The 21,305-nt window shown below is 67.8% G+C and carries 22 protein-coding genes; 9 read left to right on the top strand and 13 right to left on the bottom strand.

From position 1 onward, the window contains the following. Positions 1-10: 10 nt before the first annotated feature. The 5 genes from AB0L97_RS11525 to glnA form a co-directional block, all read right to left on the bottom strand. Positions 11-2,185, bottom strand: coding sequence for a hypothetical protein (locus AB0L97_RS11525; protein WP_364427819.1), 2,175 nt, complete (start codon positions 2,183-2,185; stop codon positions 11-13). 254 nt (positions 2,186-2,439) lie between these two features. Continuing rightward, a complete protein-coding gene (locus tag AB0L97_RS11520; protein WP_364427816.1) occupies positions 2,440-2,760 on the bottom strand; it encodes a hypothetical protein in 321 nt (106 codons plus the stop codon). A gap of 85 nt (positions 2,761-2,845) precedes the next feature. Continuing rightward, positions 2,846-3,193 (bottom strand): hypothetical protein, encoded by a 348-nt coding sequence (locus AB0L97_RS11515; RefSeq protein ID WP_364427813.1) that lies wholly within the window; start codon positions 3,191-3,193, stop codon positions 2,846-2,848. 21 nt (positions 3,194-3,214) lie between these two features. Beyond that, entirely contained in the window at positions 3,215-3,544 is a 330-nt protein-coding gene (locus tag AB0L97_RS11510) for a hypothetical protein (protein ID WP_364427810.1), read from the bottom strand. A 369-nt stretch (positions 3,545-3,913) separates the two neighbouring features. Further along, positions 3,914-5,350, bottom strand: a complete 1,437-nt coding sequence (glnA, locus tag AB0L97_RS11505) for a type I glutamate--ammonia ligase (protein WP_355072839.1) — start codon at positions 5,348-5,350, stop codon at positions 3,914-3,916. Positions 5,351-5,602: 252 nt separating this feature from the next. On the opposite strand from glnA, the gene AB0L97_RS11500 reads away from it, so the two are divergent. Continuing rightward, entirely contained in the window at positions 5,603-6,058 is a 456-nt protein-coding gene (locus tag AB0L97_RS11500) for an RDD family protein (protein WP_364427805.1), read from the top strand. Between the two features lie 74 nt (positions 6,059-6,132). Here AB0L97_RS11500 and AB0L97_RS11495 read toward each other — a convergent pair whose 3' ends face one another. Both AB0L97_RS11495 and AB0L97_RS11490 read right to left on the bottom strand, forming a co-directional pair. After that, positions 6,133-6,867, bottom strand: a complete 735-nt coding sequence (locus AB0L97_RS11495) for a DUF4191 domain-containing protein (protein ID WP_355072836.1) — start codon at positions 6,865-6,867, stop codon at positions 6,133-6,135. Between the two features lie 62 nt (positions 6,868-6,929). Continuing rightward, positions 6,930-7,373, bottom strand: coding sequence for a hypothetical protein (locus AB0L97_RS11490; protein WP_364427802.1), 444 nt, complete (start codon positions 7,371-7,373; stop codon positions 6,930-6,932). A 614-nt stretch (positions 7,374-7,987) separates the two neighbouring features. On the opposite strand from AB0L97_RS11490, the gene AB0L97_RS11485 reads away from it, so the two are divergent. Together AB0L97_RS11485 and AB0L97_RS11480 are read left to right on the top strand one after the other, a co-directional pair. After that, positions 7,988-8,728, top strand: a complete 741-nt coding sequence (locus AB0L97_RS11485) for a polysaccharide deacetylase family protein (protein ID WP_364427798.1) — start codon at positions 7,988-7,990, stop codon at positions 8,726-8,728. Positions 8,729-8,736: 8 nt separating this feature from the next. Further along, complete coding sequence (locus tag AB0L97_RS11480) at positions 8,737-9,846, top strand: glycosyltransferase (RefSeq protein ID WP_356965094.1); 1,110 nt, start codon at positions 8,737-8,739, stop codon at positions 9,844-9,846. A gap of 331 nt (positions 9,847-10,177) precedes the next feature. Here AB0L97_RS11480 and AB0L97_RS11475 read toward each other — a convergent pair whose 3' ends face one another. Next, positions 10,178-11,092 (bottom strand): DMT family transporter, encoded by a 915-nt coding sequence (locus AB0L97_RS11475; protein WP_364427794.1) that lies wholly within the window; start codon positions 11,090-11,092, stop codon positions 10,178-10,180. Between the two features lie 111 nt (positions 11,093-11,203). Between AB0L97_RS11475 and AB0L97_RS11470 the strand changes: the two genes are divergently transcribed. From AB0L97_RS11470 to AB0L97_RS11455, 4 genes are read left to right on the top strand one after another with little or no spacing between them, the layout of a single operon-like run. Then, positions 11,204-12,871: a CocE/NonD family hydrolase gene (locus AB0L97_RS11470; protein WP_364427791.1), complete on the top strand. Its 1,668-nt coding sequence runs from the start codon at positions 11,204-11,206 to the stop codon at positions 12,869-12,871. Beyond that, entirely contained in the window at positions 12,868-14,238 is a 1,371-nt protein-coding gene (locus tag AB0L97_RS11465; protein WP_355072825.1) for a M20/M25/M40 family metallo-hydrolase, read from the top strand. The genes AB0L97_RS11470 and AB0L97_RS11465 overlap by 4 nt, the downstream gene beginning before the upstream one ends. Then, positions 14,235-15,122, top strand: coding sequence for a lysophospholipase (locus tag AB0L97_RS11460; protein ID WP_364427786.1), 888 nt, complete (start codon positions 14,235-14,237; stop codon positions 15,120-15,122). Before AB0L97_RS11465 ends, AB0L97_RS11460 begins: the two co-directional genes overlap by 4 nt. 9 nt (positions 15,123-15,131) lie before the next feature. Further along, the gene (locus AB0L97_RS11455; RefSeq protein WP_364427783.1) at positions 15,132-15,584 is read left to right on the top strand and encodes a 6,7-dimethyl-8-ribityllumazine synthase; all 453 of its coding nucleotides are present in this window, start codon (positions 15,132-15,134) and stop codon (positions 15,582-15,584) included. A 3-nt stretch (positions 15,585-15,587) separates the two neighbouring features. Here AB0L97_RS11455 and AB0L97_RS11450 read toward each other — a convergent pair whose 3' ends face one another. The 3 genes from AB0L97_RS11450 to AB0L97_RS11440 form a co-directional block, all read right to left on the bottom strand. Further along, positions 15,588-17,024 (bottom strand): metallopeptidase, encoded by a 1,437-nt coding sequence (locus AB0L97_RS11450; protein WP_364427779.1) that lies wholly within the window; start codon positions 17,022-17,024, stop codon positions 15,588-15,590. A 298-nt stretch (positions 17,025-17,322) separates the two neighbouring features. Next, positions 17,323-18,267 carry an endonuclease/exonuclease/phosphatase family protein gene (locus AB0L97_RS11445; RefSeq protein ID WP_364427776.1) on the bottom strand — a complete coding sequence of 315 codons (945 nt, stop codon included), beginning with the start codon at positions 18,265-18,267 and terminating at the stop codon, positions 17,323-17,325. Positions 18,268-18,405: 138 nt separating this feature from the next. Then, the gene (locus AB0L97_RS11440) at positions 18,406-19,098 is read right to left on the bottom strand and encodes a class I SAM-dependent methyltransferase (RefSeq protein ID WP_364427773.1); all 693 of its coding nucleotides are present in this window, start codon (positions 19,096-19,098) and stop codon (positions 18,406-18,408) included. A 228-nt stretch (positions 19,099-19,326) separates the two neighbouring features. Between AB0L97_RS11440 and AB0L97_RS11435 the strand changes: the two genes are divergently transcribed. After that, on the top strand, positions 19,327-19,638 hold the full coding sequence (locus AB0L97_RS11435) for a hypothetical protein (RefSeq protein ID WP_364427770.1): 312 nt from the start codon (positions 19,327-19,329) through the stop codon (positions 19,636-19,638). Positions 19,639-19,865: 227 nt separating this feature from the next. Here AB0L97_RS11435 and AB0L97_RS11430 read toward each other — a convergent pair whose 3' ends face one another. Together AB0L97_RS11430 and AB0L97_RS11425 are read right to left on the bottom strand one after the other, a co-directional pair. Continuing rightward, a complete protein-coding gene (locus AB0L97_RS11430) occupies positions 19,866-20,513 on the bottom strand; it encodes a cysteine hydrolase (RefSeq protein WP_355072994.1) in 648 nt (215 codons plus the stop codon). A gap of 2 nt (positions 20,514-20,515) precedes the next feature. After that, positions 20,516-20,857, bottom strand: coding sequence for a hypothetical protein (locus AB0L97_RS11425; RefSeq protein WP_356965081.1), 342 nt, complete (start codon positions 20,855-20,857; stop codon positions 20,516-20,518). A 91-nt stretch (positions 20,858-20,948) separates the two neighbouring features. Here AB0L97_RS11425 and AB0L97_RS11420 point away from each other — a divergent pair, with 91 nt between their 5' ends. Next, positions 20,949-21,284 (top strand): helix-turn-helix domain-containing protein, encoded by a 336-nt coding sequence (locus tag AB0L97_RS11420; protein WP_355072814.1) that lies wholly within the window; start codon positions 20,949-20,951, stop codon positions 21,282-21,284. Positions 21,285-21,305: the final 21 nt, after the last annotated feature.

Here is a 21,305-nt window from a genome sequence, read left to right as displayed (position 1 = left end):
GTCCGGCCGCTCAGGTCTGTTGCGGTGGTGGCCCTACGGGCGGTGGAGCGGTCGGCTGCTGTGCCTGGCTCGTGGTGGGCGGCGGTGCCGCCGCGGCACCCAGATTGGCGTTGCCGGCATCCAAACCGGTTGGATGCACGTATCCCGTGAAATCACCGTACTTTTCTTTCAACGGTGGATTGTTGGGATCCAGTGGAACGAGATGGCCGCCGTCCAGGACGTACAACCGGTTTTGCTCCTGATCCCGCACGATCAACGCGCTGTGTCGCTCCCACTGAAGAATATCGCCCGTTTTCAACTCGCCGGGGCCGTTGACCACCGCGGGCGGATGGTCCGCTGTCAACTCACCCGCAGTCCCCTTGTACGCGGATACCGCGTCGAGGGCGACGTTCTGCACCTGCTTCTGCAAGGCCTCCGCGACCGGCGGGGCTGCCTTGACATTCGTGTTGTCGATGGGGACATCCACCGTGGTGCCCGGCGTCGTCACCGGCGGCGGAGTGCCCGCGTAGGTCGGCGCGGTCACACCGGCAGGAGAGGGCTGAGCGGTTTGCTGGGTGGTCGACGCCTGCGTAGCGCGCTCTCGTTCCCGCCGGTCGCGCTCATGCCGAGAATCCCGGTCGTCGTCGTAGCGGCTGTCGTCGCCGGTGGGCTGACGGGTCTGGTTGCCCTGCAGGGCGTTCATCAGGGCCATCTGTGTCATCAGACTGGACATATCGTTTCCGGTGCTGGCCGGAGTGGCAGTGGCGGCCGGTGTGGCCGTGGTGCCGCCCGACCCCGATCCCGAGCCTGTTCCGCCTTGCATCGCCGTGCTCGGCACAGCGGTGACCGTGCTCGACCCGGTGGTGCCGCCCGTACCGGTGTTGTCGAGGGCGGTCTGGGTGGTGTCCGCCGTGCCCGTGGTGTCCGTCCCGAGCAGGTCGTCGTAGGTGGAACTGAAGTCTTCGTTCTGACTGGCCTGCTGTGCGGTGCCTGCGGTGCCCTGAGTGCCGTTGTTGGCGCCGCCGTTGTACCCACCGTTATAGCCGCCGTTGTAACCGCCGTTGTTCACACCGCCGTTGTTGGTCGCGCCGTTGTTGTTCGCGTTGTTGTTGCCCTTGTCGCCCTTGTCACCCTTGTCGTCGCCTTTATCGCCCTTGTCGTCGCCTTTATCGCCCTTGTCGTCTCCCTTGTCCCCCTTGTCGGTGGGAAATCCTGGGAAATCGCCGTATTTCTTCCCCGCGCTCTCGGCTCGAGTCGCGTAATCGGCGACCTGATCTACACAGAACTGAACGGTCTCACGGACGATTCCGTAGACCGGCTCCTCTTCCACCACATTTTGAATACCAGGAGCTGTGAAGTTGCTGTCACTGAAAGTACTTCCGCCGAAGTATCCAGCATGAGGTTTCTTGAGTGCCGCCCAGATGTCCTCATGCGCCGATTGGACTTTGTCCCACATTTTCCGATATGTACGATCGTTGTCGGCGGTGAGCTTCAGATTCTCCGTTTTGAAGTCGTCGTCCCTGGCCGACCACTGGGCGTCCAACTCGTCGAGGAATGCGGAAGCCGATTTGTAAGCATCGACTGCTTCGCCCTTTCCCCCGGCTTGCGCCTCCGCGCCTTTCCCCATCGAATCCGTGAACGATTTACTGAGGTTGTTGTCCCAAATAAGAGTATCTTTGCCCTTTTCCGGGGAAGTCAAGGCGATCGGCTTCTTCTTGTCGCCCATTTGTTTCTCGAGGTACTTGAGCTGGTGGTTCGCCAAACTGATATAGGTCGTCAGGTCGTCCGAAGGGCTACCGGGAGGGAGTTTGATCTTCAGCGGAAAGTCATCGAATTTATCGCCCTCTTCTGGATCTTTCTCCAGACCCTCCATGTATTTTTTCTTCTCGTCCGCCTCCCTCTGCTCTGCCGAGGGCCCGGTGTCGGCGGGCTTGTGATCATGTTTTTCATCGCGCTTGTCCGGGTCGGCACGATATACGTTGTCGACCAGCTTGACTTTGTATGCGGTACCATCCGGGGTGACCACGTAATCCATGTCCCGAGGGTGGTCCCAAGAGTCGATTTTCTTGGGATCCCCACCTGGTTTTGCCTCATACAGGGTTACTGCGCCACCAGGCCCTTCCTGCGCGGTGTAGAAGCCAGACTCAGGACGGCTCGTCGATTTTGTATAGTTGCCGTTCTTGTCATAAGTGAAGTAGTTGGTCATGCGTCCTCCTAGACGGGCGGTTCACCGCGGCGCCTGTCGCGAGAGCCCTGTGCCGTTGCCTCGATCGCCGATCAGGGGAAGTGCCGCCGCCAACCCACATCACGGGCATCACGGGCATTGGGCCCGGTCGACGAAGCCCGGATCGTTTTGCACCCTTCAGCAGAACCCACGATCAGAATCGTGGTTCCGAACGGTCGCGAGCCGATTGCAGCCATTCTGAATCCGCCCGCCGGATACCTGCCGGCCGTTGAAGCTCAGACCTCCGCCGACGCACTCCGAACCGCCGCGCCACCCGCTCCGTCGGTGTCCTCGATCGCCCCCGCGGTGGTGTTGGAATTATCGCTCGTGCCCTGACGACCATCGGCCACCGAGGTCCAGCCGACCGCACGATCACGCCGGTACGGTCGACCGTAATTCTCCAGGAACCCGTAGGCCGCCCAGCCATTCGTCGCGATGAAATTGGGTTCGTAATCAGGATCGTTCTTCGCGCGTTCCCGCAGGCCGGGGACCATGTCTTGGTTGACGTCGCGAACTCGGCGCCACTCTTGTGAATCCTGATCGAACTCGCTGGTCATATCGACGAACCTCTCCATTCCGACCGACTTCCCCATTCTTCAGCATCCCCATCTCTGGGGACATCGAGAGCAAGTCTGGACGGGTTCAGTACCCGGCGCCGAACTCCGCCTTCTCCATGAGGTTGTAGTCGGCCTCGGTGGGCAAACCCAACGAGTCGGCCAGGCGCGGCAACGCGCCGTTGTACAGCAACTCCGCACGCCGCCCCACCCGAGACTTCTGGTAGGCCAGGCGGGCAACTCGAACGATTTCGGCCGCGAGCCAGCTGTCGGTGTTCTCCCACACCTCGTCGCCGAGGTGCAGACCGACGATCGTGCCGCTTCGATCGCAGGCGACCCCGACGGAATAGTCGGGATTGAACACCTCGTAGATCAAATTCAGCCAATCGGGCGGCGCTTCGCCCTCGACGGCGCCCGAGATGCCCAGCTCTACCACGGCAACACTCCTGGGTATCGTCTAGAGTTTCGGTTCCGGCAACGACACCGCTGGGGGCCACGCCGTCTGCTGGATGGCGAGCCGGTGCTGCCGGAGGGCGTCTTCGGTGCTGTCCCGAATCGCCGCCATGATGTCGGCCACTAACTCCTGGCTACTCGACGAATGCGCGATCGTTCCCTCGGCGATGTACAGATCGGTGAGGCGACCTTTCCCGTCGACCTCCGGAATCACCCTGGCGCTGGGCGAGGGCCGTCGAGCGCGGACGCCCTTGATCCGCTCCATCATGTCGTCGACGGTATGCACGAACTCGCGGCCGGATTCCAGCGCCGCCGCCGTATACGGATGCATCATGCGGACCTCCCACCCGGCAACGATCCCCGCACGCCGCCGAGCAAGGGGAGATCATTCTGCGCTACAACACGGAGACCTGGCAGCGTCCGAGCAGGCCGCATGGTCATCCGACGCACGATCGGGCCGGTGCCGACCTCTCTCCGCATGCCACCTCCTCACATGGATGATTCGTAACCATTCTTCACGCTCGACACCGACTTCCCATGCGTGAGAACGAGGCCGGAGAGCGCGCCGATGGCAGCCATGGAGCTGGTGTGAGCTTCGACGCAGACGCGAACGAGCCCATCCGGTTCGCGACCAATGAATGGTCACGAACCAGATGGGCTCGTCTACTACCGCGTCGTTCCGCGCAGCAGGACCTGCGTCGACTTACACGTCGAAGTACAGCTCGAACTCGTACGGGTGCGGCCGCAGGTTCACCGGGGCGATCTCGCCCTCGCGCTTGAGGGTGATCCAGGTCTCGATCAGGTCCTCGGTGAAGACGTTGCCTTCGGTGAGGTAGTCGTGGTCCTGCTCGAGGCGGTCGATGACCGACGAGAGGCTGGTGGGGGCCTGCGGGATGTTCTTGGCCTCCTCCGGCGGGAGCTCGTAGAGGTCCTTGTCGACCGGGGCCAGCGGCTCGATCTTCTTCTTGATGCCGTCCAGGCCGGCCATCATCATGGCGGCGAAGGCCAGGTACGGGTTGCCCGAGGAGTCCGGCGCGCGGAACTCGAGGCGCTTGGCCTTCGGGTTGTTGCCGGTGACCGGGATGCGGACCGCGGCGGAGCGGTTGCGCTGCGAGTACACCAGGTTGATCGGGGCCTCGTAGCCGGGGACCAGGCGGTGGTAGGAGTTCACCGTCGGGTTGGTGAACGCCAGCAGCGACGGCGCGTGGTGCAGGATGCCGCCGATGTAGTGGCGGGCCAGGTCGGACAGGCCGCCGTAGCCGGCCTCGTCGTGGAACAGCGGCTTGCCGTCCTTCCACAGCGACTGGTGCACGTGCATGCCCGAGCCGTTGTCACCGAAGAGCGGCTTCGGCATGAAGGTGACGGTCTTGCCTTCCTGCCACGCGGTGTTCTTGACGATGTACTTGAACAGCTGCAGGTCGTCGGCCGCGGCGAGCAGGGTGTTGAACTTGTAGTTGATCTCGGCCTGACCGGCGGTGCCGACCTCGTGGTGGCCGCGCTCCAGCTCGAAGCCGGAGTTCTGCAGGTTGGTCGAGATCTTGTCGCGCAGGTCGACGTAGTGGTCGTAGGGCGCGACCGGGAAGTAGCCGCCCTTGTTGCGGACCTTGTAGCCGCGGTTGCGGGTGCCGTCCGGGTTGAACTCCGCGCCGGTGTTCCAGGAACCCGAGACCGACTCGATCTCGTAGAAGGCGCCGTTCATGGCCGAGTCGTAGCGGATCGAGTCGAAGATGTAGAACTCCGCCTCGGGGCCGAAGTACGCGGTGTCGGCGATGCCGGTGGAACGCAGGTACTCCTCCGCCTTGCGCGCGACGTTACGCGGGTCGCGGCTGTAGGCCTCCCGGGTGAACGGGTCGTGCACGAAGAAGTTGAGGTTCAGCGTCTTGGCGGCGCGGAACGGGTCGACACGCGCGGTGGAGAAGTCGGGCAGCAGCAGCATGTCCGACTCGTCGATGGACTGGAACCCACGGACTGAGGAGCCGTCGAACGCTAGCCCTTCTTCGGCGAGGTCGGTGGTGAAGGCCTTCCCGGGGATCGAGAAGTGCTGCTGCACACCGGGCAGGTCGCTGAACCGGATGTCGACGTACTCGATGTCCTCGTCAGCGATGAATTTGATGACCTCGTCGGCCGTGCTGAACGTCACTTGTTCTCCTTACGGATCGGTTCCCAGCCAGTGTCGCTTGCATGGGTTCGTCGCGACCAGACGCTATGGATGCCGTGTTTCCCGGCAGTCAAGGATTTGTTTCGCCGGTGTTACACGTGCGTCCGGCAGCGTGGTACTGACCACCATGACTCGAAATGCATGGTAGTCCTGCCCGCGCCGCGGTGCGCGGGGAGGCTGAACTCCGCTTATGCGGTACCGGGCGCCGGTCCGGGCGCGCCTATTCTGGGGTGCATGGCACGCATCACCGGCTCCTGGCTCTCCGGACCTCCTGCCGACTCCGGTGGCCCGGCAACCACCGAGTTCCCCGGGGCGCAACTCGGCCTGCCGAAGGCCGGAGCGGGCTCGCTGGCCGGTATGGGCCGCCGCATCGCCGCCCTGTTCGTGGACTGGCTGATCGCCCTCGGCATCGCGGCGCTGATCACGCGCAGCGGTTCGGCGTCGAGCTTGACGCTGCTGATCTGGTTCGTCATCGGCGTCGGCGCCGTCACGCTCTTCGGGTTCACGCCGGGGCAGTATTTCCTGCGGCTGCGCACGGTGCGCATCGACGCGGCTGCGCCGGTCGGCTTCGTCCGGGCGCTGGCCAGGCAGGTACTGCTGGTGTTCGTGGTGCCCGCGCTGTTCACCGACGCCGACGGGCGCGGCATGCACGACCGCGCGACCGGAACGGCGCTGGTGCGTTCACGCTGATCTTCCGACCCGCGCGGTGACGACCGGAAAGGCCCGCACCCCGGGCGGGGCGGCGGGCCTTTCGAGCGAGCAGGTCAGCGGCGGCGGATGGTGCGCTGCACGCCGCGCATCTTGGCGCCCGCGGGCATCGGCCCCTTCGGCAGGGCGGGCCCGCTGCGCGCACTGAGGGCGGCCAGCCTGCCTTCGATGAGGTCCATCCGCTTGGTGTCGATGTTGCGCGGCAGCTTGGTGAGGTAACGCTGCAGGTCCTTGAGCGGAATCTGACCTTCGTCGTTGCCGATGACGACGTCGTAGATCGGGGTGTCGCCGATCAGCCGAGCCGTGCGCTTCTTCTCCTGGGCGAGCAGCGACTTGACCCGTTGCGGTGAGCCCTCGGCGACCAGCACCACGCCGGGCAGGCCGATCACCCGGTGCACCGCGTCCAACTGCGTGGTGGCGGCGATGCCGTTGCTCACCCGCCATTTGCCCTGGAGGTTGTCCAGCACCCAGGCCGCGGCGCCCGCCTGCCCCTCGGCCTTGCGGTAGACGCTCTTCTGCACCCGCCTGCCGAAGATGATGAACGCCACCAGCGCGCCGAGCACCACGCCAAGCGGGATCAGGAACCAGGTCAGCCCGAAGATCAGGCCGATGACGGCGAAGACGGCGGTGATGCCGACCAGGGCGCCGATCATCAGCGGCAGCAGCAGCTTGTCTTCCTTGCGCTGCATCTGGAACGCCTGCCACAACTGCTTGCGGCGTTCTCTCGACTGCTGCTTGCGGGCCGCCTTCGCCGCGGCCTTCGCTTCCTTGGTGGGCTTACCTGCTGCCATGACACTCAGGATAGTGCCCAGGTAGTCGCGGCTTCGCCGTGGGACAGCGGCCCGACCGGGCGCTACCCGCGGCGCGCGATCGATCCGAGCACGGTGAGATCCAGGTCACCCGAGGCCTCGGTCCAGCCCATCGCGCGCAACTCGACCGGCGCCGCCACACCCAGGGCGTCGCGCAGGCCGACGGCGACCGAGCGCGCGAACTCGAGCAAGCTGCTCGGCGCGATGGGCCAGAAGAGGATCCTTGTCCAGTTGTCCGCGTCGTGCCGATCCGCGGGCTCGTGCCAGCCCAGTGCGCGCAACTCCTGTGCGGCGGTCTCCGGGATCGGGTCGCTCAGGTAATTGTTCCCGGCCAGTTCGGCGGACAATTTGATGTCGTATTGGACAAATTGGACATAGCGATTTCCGGGGGCGGCGATGATCAGGGTTGCCCGCGAGGGCAGCTCCGAGAGGCAGTGCGCCAGCGATTGCACGAACCGTTCCCAGTCCGCTGTCGCCGGCTCGCTCATTCTTCCCCCGGGTATTCGCACTGGCCTGATCATACGCCGACCCGGCCGGGACACCAGACGAAACTCGTTGCGACGTTGCGTAGTTCGTTCGGGCTATAGCCGTTTGCCATATCCCATATCGGCTCTCGGCCGAGCACCAGCCGGACCTGCGGCGTCTCCACCGGCGACACCGAGTCGGGCCGGTGCGGCGCGCACGGACCAGGCAGCGGAAACCCCGGAGCGCAATTGAGGTTTTCGTTTCCGCCCCGGCGTTTTCCGCCGACGCAGGAATGGGTCCGGCGGAATGCTTTCGATGGGAGACCGTAGCGTTCGGGTTCGCGCTTGGAATCGCGCTATGGATTTCGTCTCGGCGGCATGGAGTCCGGCGTGGGACGAGTAGGAGCGGTATCGGGTGGGAACCCAGTACCTGTTCACCTCGACCACGGGCCGAGTCGTCGCATGCCCGGGTTCCGGAAAACGCATAGGCGCCCCTGCTGGTGCGAGCGTTCCGTCGCCTTCGATCTGCCGGTGCGGCCCGCCTGGACGGACATCTGGTGATCGGCGGTACGCATCTTTCAGCCGAGTGCACCGCGCTGTTCAGCTGACGGCCACCGGGCGGTGTTAGCTTCCCCGACGTGTGTGCGCGGTTGGTGGTGAGCGTCCATGACGTCGCACCGGCGAGTGCGGCGGAGACGGAGCGCTGGTGCGCCGATGCCGATCGGTTCGGAATTCCCGTGTCGTTGTTGGTGATACCGGGGCCGTGGCGGGGCAGGCGGTTGGCCGACGAACCCGATTACGCGGCGTTCTTGCGGGAGCGCAGGCAGGCCGGTGACGACGTCTTGGTGCACGGGTGGTCGCACCGGGCGGGGCCCGAGGGTGATCGGCCGCGCCGCGCGGTAGCGCATGCGGTGGCGCGCGGCGCGGCCGAGTTCGCCGCCATCGATGTCGGCACGGCCACCGTGAAACTGCGCGCCGCCACCGAAGTGATGATCGAAGCCGGTCTGCCGACTACCGGTTTCACGCCGCCGGGCTGGCTCGCCTCGCCCGGCGCGAAACAGGCGTTGCGCGCGGCGGGTTTCACCTACACCACCTCCCACTTCGGCGCCGAGCAATTGCGCACCGGACGCCGGTTCCACGGGTTCGCGCTCTCGCACCGGCCGGGCGGCGGCTGGTCCGAGCGGTTCGGCGCGGCGCTGCTGGAGACGGCGGCGCGCCGCACGGCCGAACGCGGCGGGCTGGTCCGTCTGGCGCTGCATCCCGACGATCTGAGCAGACCGGGCCTGCGCGACACCACGTTGCGCGCCATCGACGCGGTGCTGCGCACCGGCGCGCACGCGATCACCTATCGCCAGCTGGTCGGATCGGCGGTCGACTAGTGCGGATCGTGCAGATCGCCAACTTCTACACTCCCGCCTCCGGCGGTTTGCGCACGTGCCTCGACGAAATCGGACGCGGCTATTCGGCGGCGGGGCACGACCGGGTCCTCGTCGTGCCCGGTCCGCGCGACGCCGACGAGCACACCGCGTCCGGGCATCGGATCACCGTGCGCAGCCCCAAGTTCGGCGATGCCGGCTATCACGTGCTCACCGCCCGGCGCACCCGTGCCGTGCTCGATCGGCTGGCCCCGGACGTGCTCGAGTGCAGCGACAAACTCAGCGTCCGCTGGCTGGCGCCGTGGGCGCGCGGGGCGGGCGTTCCGCTGGTGTTGTTCTCCCACGAACGCATCGACGCCATCCTGCGCTCGCGGGTGCCGCGCGGCTTCCCGCTCACCGCCGCGGCCGACCTGGCCAACCGGCGGCTTTGGGTGCGCGCCGAGAAGGTCGTGGTCACTTCGCGTTTCGCCACCGCCGAGTTCGCCCGGGTCGGCGCGCGCAACGTGCGCAGGATCCCGCTCGGCGTCGACCTCACGACCTTTCGCCCGTCGACCGAGAACCGGCGCGACGACCGCTCCGACGATCCGGTGCGGCTGGTCCTGGTGAGCAGGTTGTCCCGGGAGAAACGAGCCGAACGCGCCATCCAGGCGGTCCGCGTCCTGGTCGAATCCGGTGTGCGCTGCGTGCTGTCGGTCATCGGGGACGGCCCGCTGCGTTCTCGCCTGGAGCAGCTGGCGGCAGGGCTTCCGGTCGTCTTCCACGGCCATCTCACCGACCGGACCGCGATGGCCGCCCTGGTCGCCGCGGCCGACGTCGCAGTGTTTCCCTCCCCTGCCGAGACTTTCGGCCTCGCCGTGCTGGAGGCGCTCGCCTGCGGGACTCCGGTCGTCGTTCCCGCGGCGGGCGCGGCTCGCGAACTCGTCGGCGACCCCGGCTCCGGCCTCGTCTGCGACGGGACTCCGCGCGGCCTCGCCGACGGCGTGCGTGAACTGCTCGCCCTGCCCGCGGCCCAGCGTCGTCGCGCGGCCCGTGCCGCGGCGGAACGCTTTCCGTGGTCGGCGACGGTGCAGAGCATGCTCGCGCTCTACGCCGATTACGAGACTCCGGCCCGCTCGGCCTGAGGAACAACCCCGGCGTTGGCACGATCGCGTTGATCCAACCGCTGAAGTCGCCCACCCGGGGCGTCGACCTGCGTGCCGCCGATTCCGCGCAGGACTCCCGGCGTCGACGAGCCGGGCAAAGGCACGTGCGCTGGCCTCGATGGGGCAAGTGCGGGTCACCGCGCCTCGGCGTGCGAATGCCGCTCACGGCGAATGATTCGCCGTTTCCAACCGCGCAGGATGCCCAGCGACCGGTATCGCGCCGGATGCTCGCATCGGCCCGGTGGTTCGCCCCGCTCGTGCCCGTCGGATCCCCTTCCTCGGTCAGCGCGCCCCCGCATTGCGCCGGAGTTCACCCGGCCTTCGCCCGTACCGCCGGGCGGGTCGCTTCCGCCGACATCTCCCGCTCGTCGTGCAGCGTCGGTGAATTCGCCAGCAGTGCGACACCGACGATCACCGCGGTGGCCGCGCAGGCAAGCAGCGTCGGGCGCGGGTGGATCGTCGCCGTGAACAGCGTGAGACCGGCCAGGTAGCTCAGCACCGGGTCGGTGATCGTCATCGCGGTCAGCGCCGTGGGCAGTGACCCGCGTGCGTACGCCTCCTGGGTCAGGATGCCGCCGAGGACGGTGGACACCGGAATGCCCAGCAGTGCCCAGCTCGGGTCCGGCAGCGTCCTCGTCGCCACCACGACGAGGACCGCCGTAGTGGCGAAACAGCAGCCCGCCGCCACCGCCACCAGCGCGGACCGCACCTGGGTGGAGCGGACCGTCCGGGACAGACCGAACAACACGACGACCGTGCCGAACACCTCCGCGCACGCCCCCGGGAGCAGCTGCGTGCGCACCGCCGAATGCTCGGGAATCCCCGGCCCGACGAGCAGCATCAGCCCCGCGCACACCGCCGACGTCCCCGCCCAGTCTCTGGCGAGCAGCGCGCGACCACGCCGCAATGCCGCGAACGGCAGCGCGAACAACAACTGCACGACCAGCAGCGCCTGCACCACCGCGATGGCGCCGAAGCGCAGCGCGACGGCGTGCACGAAGAATCCGGCCACGTTCGCGCCCTGTCCGGCCAGCCAGCGGCGGTCGGTGATCAGACGACGAGCGATCGCGGCGATCACCAGGAATCGTCCCTGCCCGGACGCGGTGGCCGCCTGCCTGGCAGCGCCTTGTTGCAGGAACGCCGACACCGCGAACAGGAACGCGGCCGACAACGCCAAACCGACCGTCCCTACCGAGTCGACGGACCCGAAACCGCGCTCCGGCATGGCCTCGATGCTGACCGGTCCGGATGAACACCGGATGGCGTTCGCCCGGCTACTGGACGACCACCCCGGTTCCGGGGGCTGGACGGCCGTCCGGGCAGACTCGATAGTCCTATGGTGATCGAACGAGCCGTCCTGTCTCGTGCCCTGTGCGGCCTGTTGTTGCTGTTGGCCGCGTTCACCCCGATGCGAGCGGCCGCCGAACCGCTGGCGGTGCCCTATCAGTGGAAGCAAGCGTTCATCGACGGCACGGACGGCACCCGGCTGCACGCGGACGTCCTGCGCCCGGCCGGTGTCTCCGACGACACCCGCACACCCGTCATCCTGACCGTCAGTCCGTATCGCGCGCACCTGGCCTATCTGAGCGAGCCGCGCCTGACCGGCGGCCCGTCCACCGACAACCTCACCGCCGACCTCTTCATGAACGCGGGCTACACCTACGTCATCGTCGACCTGCGTGGGTTCGGCGGCTCCGACGGTTGCCCGGACTTCGGCGGGCCGGGGGAACGAGCCGACGTCGCCACGGCCGTGGAGTGGGCGGCGAGCCAGCCGTGGTCCACCGGCAGGGTCGGGCTGTTCGGCACGTCGTACGAAGCCTGGACCGGCCTGATGGGCCTGGCCGCCGCCCCGAAGGGCCTCGCGGCGGTGGGCGCGTTCGAGCCGGTCGTCGACCCGTACTCCTACCTGTACATGCAGGGCGTCTCGTGGAAGTTCTCCGGCAAACCGATCACCGAGAGCGGCGTGCGTCCCGCCGACTTCGCGGGACTCGAGCACCTGCTGATCGCCTCCATTCCACCGCGTCCGGAAGACTCCGGCGAATATCAGGCGAACGCGACGCAGTTGCCGTGGCAGTGCTACCAGCAGTACCTGACCCAGATCGGCGACCACAACCCCGACACCGCCTTCTGGCGTGATCGCGACCTCGTCGCGCGGCTGCGCGGCGCCACGATTCCGCTGTTCCTCGGTCAAGGCTTCGTCGACTACAACACCCGTGCCTACCGTGTGTTCGATCTGTGGAACGGCCTCGGGCCCGGCGAGCACCGCGCCTGGTTCGGCCAGTGGGGACACCGCACCTGCCACGACAAATGCGGCACGCCCCACTTCGACACCGAGTTGCTCGCGTTCTTCGACAAGCACGTCGCCGCCCGCGACGTGCGGGTGCCCGGCCCGCCGATCACCGTCGGCCAGTTCGACGGCCGCTGGCGCGCGGAGAGCGCCTGGCCGCCCGCCGACGCCCGGCGGGTTCCGGTCGAGCTGCGGACCGGCGATTACACCGATCGCGGGTTGATTCCCGGACCCGATCGCGAGATCTGGTCGGTCTCCGCGCCGCTTACCGGCGAGCAGCATCTGTCCGGCATTCCCACCGCCATCCTCCGGCTCAGCGGCCCGCCGAACGCGACGGTCGCGGTCGAGCTCTACGACATCGCGCCCGACCTGCGCGCGACCGTCATCACCCGAGGGATCGCCCCGGTCCGCGACACCGCCGAGGTCAGGCTGCTCGCGCAGGACTGGCCGATCGCCGCGGGCCACCGCATCGGCGTGCGGATCACCGACGTGGTCGACGACGTGTGGTCGCACTCCCCCGCCCTCGCCGCGGTCACGGTGACCTCCGCGAGCATCGAGTTGCCCTTGTTGACGGCGACGCGCCGTCCCGATCTGCCGGGCGAGCTCACCGAAGGCATCGTGAAGTGGCGAAACGAGAAGACCATCGCCCTCGACCCGAGCATGTTGAACAATGCAACGGTGTCCATGAATCTGCCCGACCGCACCGGTGACCGATGACGGAGCCGGTCGACGACCTGACCGCCGAACGCCTCGCCACCGCGCTGCGGTGCGCGACGGTGTCCACCGACGACCCGCGCGACACCGACAGCGCGGCGTTCGACCGCCTCGACGCGCACCTGCGGACGTCGTTCCCCCGGGTGCACGCCGAACTCGAACTGCGGAAGTTCGCGCACAGCAGGCTCTACCGCTGGCCGGGCGCCGACCAGGACCGGGTGGCCGCGATCCTGCTCGCGCATCAGGACGTGGTCCCGGTGGACGACGCCAAGCGCTGGACCCACCCGCCGTTCGCGGGAGTGGTGGACGACGAGTTCATCTGGGGCCGCGGGGCGATCGACGACAAGAGCCGCGTGCTCGCCATCCTGGAGGCGGCCGAATCGGCGCTCGCCGCGGGCCTGCGCCCCCGGCACACCGTGTACCTGGCTTTCGGGCATGACGAGGAGGTCTTCGGCGGCGAGGGCGCCGAGCGCATGGCCGAGCATCTGCGGCAGGCGGGCGTGCGCGCCGAGCTGCTGCTCGACGAGGGCGGGGTGATCACCGCTGGCGTCGTCGATGGCGTGCGGCAGCCGGTGGCGACGATCATGCTCGGCGAGAAGGGCTACGCGACGGTCCGGTTGTCGGTCACCGAGGTCGGCGGGCACTCGTCCATGCCGGGCAGGCAGACGGCGGTCGGCCGGATCGCGCGGGCGGTGGGCCGCATCCAGGACCATCCGATGCCGCTGCGCCTGACCCCGGTGATCGCGGACATGCTGACCAGGGTGCGCGAGGTCATGCCCGCGCCGCGGCGACTGCTGCTGGGCCTGGCGAATCTCGCCGCACCGGTGGTCACCCGGGTGATGGCGGCCCAGCCGCAGACCGAAGCGATGGTGCGCACCACCACGGCGCCGACGGTGATCCGCGGCGGAGTGCGGGCGAACGTGTTGCCCCAGCGGGCCGAGGCCATGGTGAACTTCCGCATCCTGCCCGGCGACACCGTCGCCTCGGTGCTGGCGCACTGCCGGAAAGTCGTGCGCGACAAGGGGATTCGCTTCGATCTGGTAGGCATGTCGTCGGAGCCGTCGCGGATAACGCGGCCCGGCCCCGCATTCGATCTGATCGCCGATCTCGCCCGCGCCGTCGTCCCCGGCATCGCGGTGACCACCGGCATCGTTCCCGGCGCCACCGACTCCAGGCACTACGACGACCTGGCGGGCACCCGGTGCAATTTCGCCCCGATCGTGCTGGACGAGCGCGACCTGGCCTCGATCCACGGAACCGACGAGCGCATCTCGCGAGTCAACTACGCTCGACTCATCGAGTTCAACCGGCGGCTGATCGAGCATTTCGCTACGGTCGGCGCGCCTTCGACGTCAGGAGCGCAGGGATGACGACCGAGCCGACGGCGGGCGACACCGCGTCCACCGAGCAGCCCGCGATCCGCACCGAGTCCGGCGAGTTCGACGGTGTCGGCAGCGGAGTCGCCTGGCGGGCGTGGCTGCCGGAGGGCGCGGCGCGGGGCGTGATCGTCCTGGTGCACGGCGTGGCGGAGCATTCCGGCCGCTATGCCCATGTGGGGCAGCGTCTGGTCGCCGCCGGTTTCGCGGTCTACGCGCTCGATCACATCGGGCACGGGAAGTCCGCGGGCAGCAAGGCCAACATCGGCTCCATGGCGGGCGCCGCGGACAACGTCGCCGCCATGCTGGACATCGCGACCCGAGAGCAGCCCGGCGTGCCGCGCTTCCTGGTCGCGCACTCGATGGGCAGCCTGATCACCCTGTATCTGGCCACCCGCGCGCCGATCGACGTGGCGGGCATCGTGTTGTCCGCCCCGCCGCTGGACATCCCGGTGGGCAATCCGGTGCAGCGCATGCTCGCACCGGTGTTGAGCAGGCTCACCCCGAATCTGGGTGTGCTGAAACTGGATTCGTCGCAGATCAGCCGGGACCCGGCGGTCGTCACGGCCTACGACAACGATCCGCTGGTCTATCGCGGCATGCTGCCCGCGCGCACCGGCGCCGAGATGCTGAGCGCGACGAATACGGTCAAGCAGCGGTTGGCGAAGGTCACCGTGCCGCTGCTGGTGCTGCACGGCACCGCCGACGCGATCGCCGCGCCGTCCAGCTCCGATCTCATCGAGCGGGGCGCCGGGTCGGAGGACCTCACGGTGATCCGCTACGAGGGCCTCTACCACGAGGTGTTCAACGAGCCCGAGCAGCAGAAGGTGCTCGACGACGTCGTCGGCTGGCTGGAAGCGCACCTTACCGAACAGTAGTATCTCTCCATGAGTACTACCGGATCCATCGCGTTCATCCGCGCCAGCTGGCACAGCTCGATCGTCGAGAAGGCGTACGAGGGCTTCCGCGCCGAATACGCCGACCTCGGTTTCGATCCCGCGGGCATCGACGTCTACGAGGTGCCGGGCGCCTTCGAGATCCCGCTGCACGCCAAGCGCCTGGCGCATTCCGGCCGGTACGCCGCGATCGTCGCGTCCGCGCTGGTGGTGGACGGCGGCATCTACCGGCACGATTTCGTGGCCTCGGCGGTGATCGACGGGCTGATGCGGGTCCAGCTGGACACGGACGTGCCGGTGTTCTCGGTCGTGCTCACCCCGCACCACTTCCACGAGCACAGCGAGCACGTCACGTACTTCACCGAGCATTTCCTCACCAAGGGCGCCGAGGCGGCCCGCGCACTGGCGGGCACGCTCAGCTCGCTGCGATCGCTGCCGGTGTAGCGACTACCGGAACTTGGCCAGGCAGGCGCTCTCACCGTCCAGGACGCCGGTCCGGAACGCTTCGAGCCGCTGGTAGCCGCTCGGCACTACCTTTCCGTTCACGTCGGCGGCCGCCGCACCGTCGGCGAGCAGGCCGGAGACCGCTTCGTCCAGATCACCCGCGGACAGGTGCGGGTCGCTGCCCGGCTCGCTCAACTTGGTGGTCACCACGCCGCTGAGGCATGCGGTGCGCAGGCCCGCCGTCTCCGCGCCGGTCAGCGACAGCTTGCGATCCTGTTGCAGCGCGAGCACATAGCGCGAGACGAAGACGACGAACGCGTTGTAGTCGCCGTCCACGACCGCCGACAGCGGGTCGCCGTCGGTCATCGTTCCGCCGCGGCGGGCCAGAGCGGGCACGTCCGTGCCGATCCGGTTCGCGCTCGGGCAGTACGACACCGGCCGGGTGACGGTGCCGTCCGAGCAACCGCGGCCGACCCCGGAGTAGTCGAACTGCGGCGTCCGCGTGACCGGGAAGATCTTGGTCAGCGCTTGGCTCAGGCTGGTCAGCGCGGCGGCGTCCACCGGAAGTTGCGCCTGCTCCTCCCCGGGCTCGAAGGTGGTGGGGAGATTGCCGCGGCGCTGGGCGATCTCCTTCCTGGTGATCTTCTTGCACCCGTCGGCGCCGTCGGTGTAACCGATCTGCACCGCCGTCACCCGCTCGAAGGCCGAGCCGTGCACGTTGTCCGGATCGTTCGGGTCCCGGTCGCGCACCGCCACCGTGGCTCCGAGCACGGCGTTGAGGCCGTCGGTGGTGTTGAGCGTGAAGTGCGCCGAATTCCCTTCGGCCACATGGCGCAGGAATACACCGCCGAGGCAGTCCGCCTGCTGTTCCTGCACGAGCGGCGGGGTCAGCAGGCCCGCGAGTCTGGCCTGCCCTTGGATGGCGTGCCCGTACTCATGGGCGAGCACCATCACCACCGCCATCTCGCCGTACTTCTGCACCAGTTTCGGCAGCAGGACACCCCGGTCCCAGCCGATGGTGTGGTCACCGCCGCAGTAGGCCGCGTTCACCACCTGGTAGGTGTCGGACTTGCAGAACTTGACCGACTGCGTTCTGGGCGCCTTGGCGTCCCAGGAGATGAACCTGATCACCGGCTTGAACGTGCCGGGGAAGTGCGCGGGGTACTCCTTGGTCCAGAAGTCCTGCACGTCGGCGATGGTATTGAGGGCGAGCTTGTCGATGGCGCCGCCATCGCCGTTCTCCGCCGTGATCGGCGTGTCCGGCACACCTTTGCGGGGACCGTTCGGGCCCGAAGCCGTCATCGACCCGGCCAGTTCCCAGGTGTCGGCGGGCGGCGAGACCTGCCGTGCGGCACGGTCGTTCGTGCCCTGCGCGCATCCGGCCGACACCAGCGCCACCACCGCGAGCACGGCCACACCGAATCGCCTGTACTTCCTCATCGAACTCGCCTCCCCGAGTACCGCGTCTCGGGCTCGCCGAGCGCTCACATCGTAATCGCCGCGAGCGCGCTGCGCGCATCACAGCGCCACGATCGTCTCCGGATCGGCAAGGCGCGCAGCACTTTCACGCCTGGTCAGGCGCGCAGCAGGGAATCCGGTGCGGTCGATGATGGGAGCGGCCTCAGCGCGACAATCGAAGATCACCAGAAGCCGACCGGGGCGCATCGCGACCCTGCTGGCGGCGAAGTTCGATGTGGCGGCCGTCGCGCGGGGTCTGTGCGCGCCCGACAGTGTGGGGTCACTGAAGGTGGATGTGGGAGAGCAGCGCTCGATGATCGGAGCCGGGGACCGAGAGGGTGCGCACCTCTTCGGCGGTGGCGTCGGCGAGCAGGATGTGGTCGATGCCGATCACCGGTCCCCACGCGCGGTCGGCGGGGAAGGTGGGCAGCAAGCCTGCGCCTGCCTGGTCGGCGGCCGAGGCGAAGCTTCCGCGTAGCAGATCGCGGAAGGCGGTGTGGTCACGGGTCGCGTTGAAATCCGCGCCCACGATGGCCGGGCCCCGTTGCGCGTCGAGGATTTCCCTGGTCTTGCGCATCTCCGTCTGCCACGCGGGAAAATCGAACGGCGGCGGGACCGGATGGAACGCGAAGACGGTGATCGGTCCCCGTTCGGGGTGATCCATCGTCGCGGAGATGTTGTTGAGGATGTATCCGTCGTATTTCTTGGTGTCGCGCAGCGGATATCGGCTGTAGATGCCGGTGCCGCCACCGCCGTCGCGGGTGGGCTCGGTGTAGTGGTAGGGCAGTTCACCGACCAGGCCCGCGCCCGCCAACCGCTCCAGCGCGGCGTCGGTCAGTTCGTCCACGGTCAGCACGTCGACCCGGTCGTCCCGCACCGCGCGCACAACGGCGGCCGGGTCGGCGCCGCCGAACAGCAGATTCGACTGCATGACGGTCAGCTTCGGACCGTCGGCTGCCCGGCCCTGCGGCACGAACGCGGGCACCAGCGTCCACAGCGTCGCCGCCGCCAGCACCCCGGCGACAGCGGCGCTGCGCCATCCGTGCGCGATCAGCAAGAGCACCAGGCCGACGATCGCGCCGATCATGAAGTACGACGCCCCCGACGCGAGCAACACCAGCACTCGCCGCTGCCACGCCCCGAAGTGCAGCGCTATCCCGATGGCGCCTGCGGCTACTGCGCACCACCCCACACCGAACAATGCCCGGTCCATCCATCTACGCATGCGGTCGAGCCTAGGCAATGCCGGTGAAGCTGTTGATCTGGTGCAGCTCGAGACCGGCACATAGGAAACCCGGCCACTTCGATGCCTGGCGATGTCCCTCGCCCGGGCGACGCACCTCGCGACTTCGCTGTCGGAGAATCAGCCCAGGTGGGCCGACAGCAGCCAGGCCGGAACCGACTTGCGGCCGCCGGGCTCGTCGCGTATCCCTTCGAACCGGACAGGCGCGCCCTCGGGCAACTCCGCGGGCAAGTTGGCGTGAATTCGCGCCGGCCTGATCTCATCGATCGTCCAATACTTCGACACCGCCTCCCGAAGCTCATCGGCGGTGACCGGCGACGGCCCCGGCTGGGGCACTTCGGGCAGGCCCGCCCGGTCGAACACGAGCGCGAAGTAGGACGCACCCGGCGCGGCGGCGCGTGCGATCGCCTGCTGGTAACCATCCCGCGACTCGACCGGGATCGAATGGAACAGCGTGCTGTCGACGATGGTGCCGAAGCGGCCGTCGTAGCCGGTGAAAGAAGTGATGTCGGCGACCTCGAACGAAGCGCTCGTCAGGCCGCGCCGGGTTGCCTCGGCACGGGCCAGCTCGACCGCGGTCGGCGACAGATCCAATCCCACGATGGTGTAACCCCGCTCGGCCAGATACAGCGAGATCGCCGCCTCCCCGCAGCCGACGTCGAGCACGTCACCATGGAATTTCCCTTCGTCGATCAGGGCGGCGAGTTCGGGTTGGGGTTCGCCGATACTCCACGGTGCTTTGACACCCGGACCGAACGGGCCGCCGGTGCCCCTATAGATGGCATCGAAATCGAAATCCTCTGGCGTCGTCATAGCAAACGAATATCAGTGCACCTGTCCGATATCGGGGACCCTCGCCCACGACGCGCTCGATCCGCTCGACGGGCGGGATGACACCGGGGCTGGGCGAGATCTCCCGCACCGCTCGACACGCCACTGATCGAAGCCGGACCGTGGGCTGGGCGGCGGATCGTCGTCCATGACGAAGTCGGCCGGTCTACCCTTGGCCCAGAACTGATGGCGACGTGACGAGGGGGAAGAATGTACGTCGAGCAATTTCGCGCACAGGGACCGCTCACCGCCGAGATCGCGGAAGAGCTGGCATTCATTCCGGGCTCGTATCGTTCGTCCATCACGATCAGCGGCAACGGCCGCCGCGTGCACGCGCCCGTCCTGCCGGTGGCCTGGGACGTCCTGCGAATCCGCTCCGGCACCGAGGTCACCGTCACTACCGCGAACGGGCTCGGCGACGAAGACCGGCTCGCCTTGCGCCGGTTCGTCGATCGCTTCCAGATCTTGACCGGCGCCGCGAACACCCCACCGCAGGACGACCTGGCGTGCGGGAGTCCGTGACCCGGCCCGCGCAGTGGAGATCACCGCGCGGGCCTGGTGGTGATCCCACACCGAGCAGCGCCTCGTCCGGCCGGTGGTCGACTTGGGCGCCGCATGGAGACCGCGCGCAGGAACGTGGATCGGCCGATTCGCTCCCTGCCGAGATATAGCGGCACATTCGGCCGGGCGAGCAGGCTGAAGGCCACGGAACCGGCGCGCGACGCACACCGGTTCGGCGGACCGCAGCGTCAGTGGGCGTGCCGACTCATGGCCTCGGTCAGCGCGGCGGTGTCCGTGGTGAGCGATCCGCCGGTGAATTCGAGTGTGGCATGCGACCTTTCGGCCGCCGCCGGATGACCGGCGCCGCACGCGTCGGTGACGATGATCGGCAGATAACCCAGGTCCAGGCTGTGCCGAACCGTCGGCTCGATGCCCACCTCCATGGCGATGCCCGCCACGGCGTAGGTGTCGATGCCGCAGTCGCGCAGCGCGAAGTCCAGCGGGGTGGCCGCGAACGCCGACATGGTGATCTTGTCGAACACCACCTCGTCCGGACCCGGCGTCAACTCGGGCACCAAGTGGAATTGCGGCGAACCCTGCGGGAAGCTCGAACGCACGTCCGCCGGGTCGTCCACCCGCTGCCAGGACATCGCGGTGCGCAGCTGGGCGACGCCCGACGCCGCCACCGGCAAGGACATGTGCCGGGTGTAGAACACCCGGAAACCCCCCGCCCGGGCGGCGTCGCGCAGCCGCACGCACGCGCGCACGATCTCCTCGCCGCCGGGAATCTGCCGCACGATGCCGACCTGCATGTCGTAGATGAGCAGCGCCATCCGCGCGGGATCGCAGGCCTCCTGCACGGTCTGCGGGATGCTCAGGCCGAAGGCGTGGCGCATGCTCACGCGGTCCGGTCGTAGGGCTCGGCGACGTCGACGGCGGGATCCATCAGCGCCTCCAGCGGCAACGGCGCCTGCACCGGGACGAACGTCCATTCCAGGTATCCGGCCTTGGTGAGCGGGAAGTCCGCGACGTACTTCCGCGCCTCCTCGACGCTGTCGACCTCGAATACGATCACCACGCCGGGCTCGTCGGCGCGGGCGTAGTTCTCGCGGACGATGCCCGCCTTCCACAGCCGCCACACGTTGGCGACCTCCTCGGGCAGGTACGGGTTGATCGTCTCCAGGGTGACGCCTGGCTTGAAGCGGTCGAAAACGATGACCTTCACGATGTTTCGCTCCATGATTGCGGTGGTCGATACCAACGGCATTCATGGAATCGCGATGATTACAGTGTTACAAGAACGCACTTTTCAGTGAGTACCCGGAGGACAGGTGCCCGACAAGCGCTACAACTGCGCCGTGGAGGTGACCGTCGACCTGATCGGCGGCAAGTGGAAGCCGGTGATCCTGGCCCACTTGAAGGAGGGTGTGCACCGTTACGGCGAGTTGCGCAGGCGGATGCCGACCACCAGCGAGAAGATGCTGGTCCAGCAGTTGCGCGAACTGGAGTCCGACGGCTTGGTCCGGCGCACCACCTTCGACACGGTGCCTCCGCAGGTCGAATACACCCTCACCGACGAGGGCCGCACACTCGTCCCGGTCCTCACCGCGCTCTACGACTGGGGCGAACAGCGCGCCGCCCGCGCGGGTCTGACCGTCGGTCCTTGAGCCCGGCCGCGGGCTCGATTT

This window comes from Nocardia sp. NPDC051911, from assembly GCF_040681035.1.
In the GTDB taxonomy this organism is placed as follows: domain Bacteria; phylum Actinomycetota; class Actinomycetes; order Mycobacteriales; family Mycobacteriaceae; genus Nocardia; species Nocardia sichangensis.
Note: the sequence above shows the minus strand (reverse complement) of the source record. Positions and strands in the feature narration are given on the sequence as shown.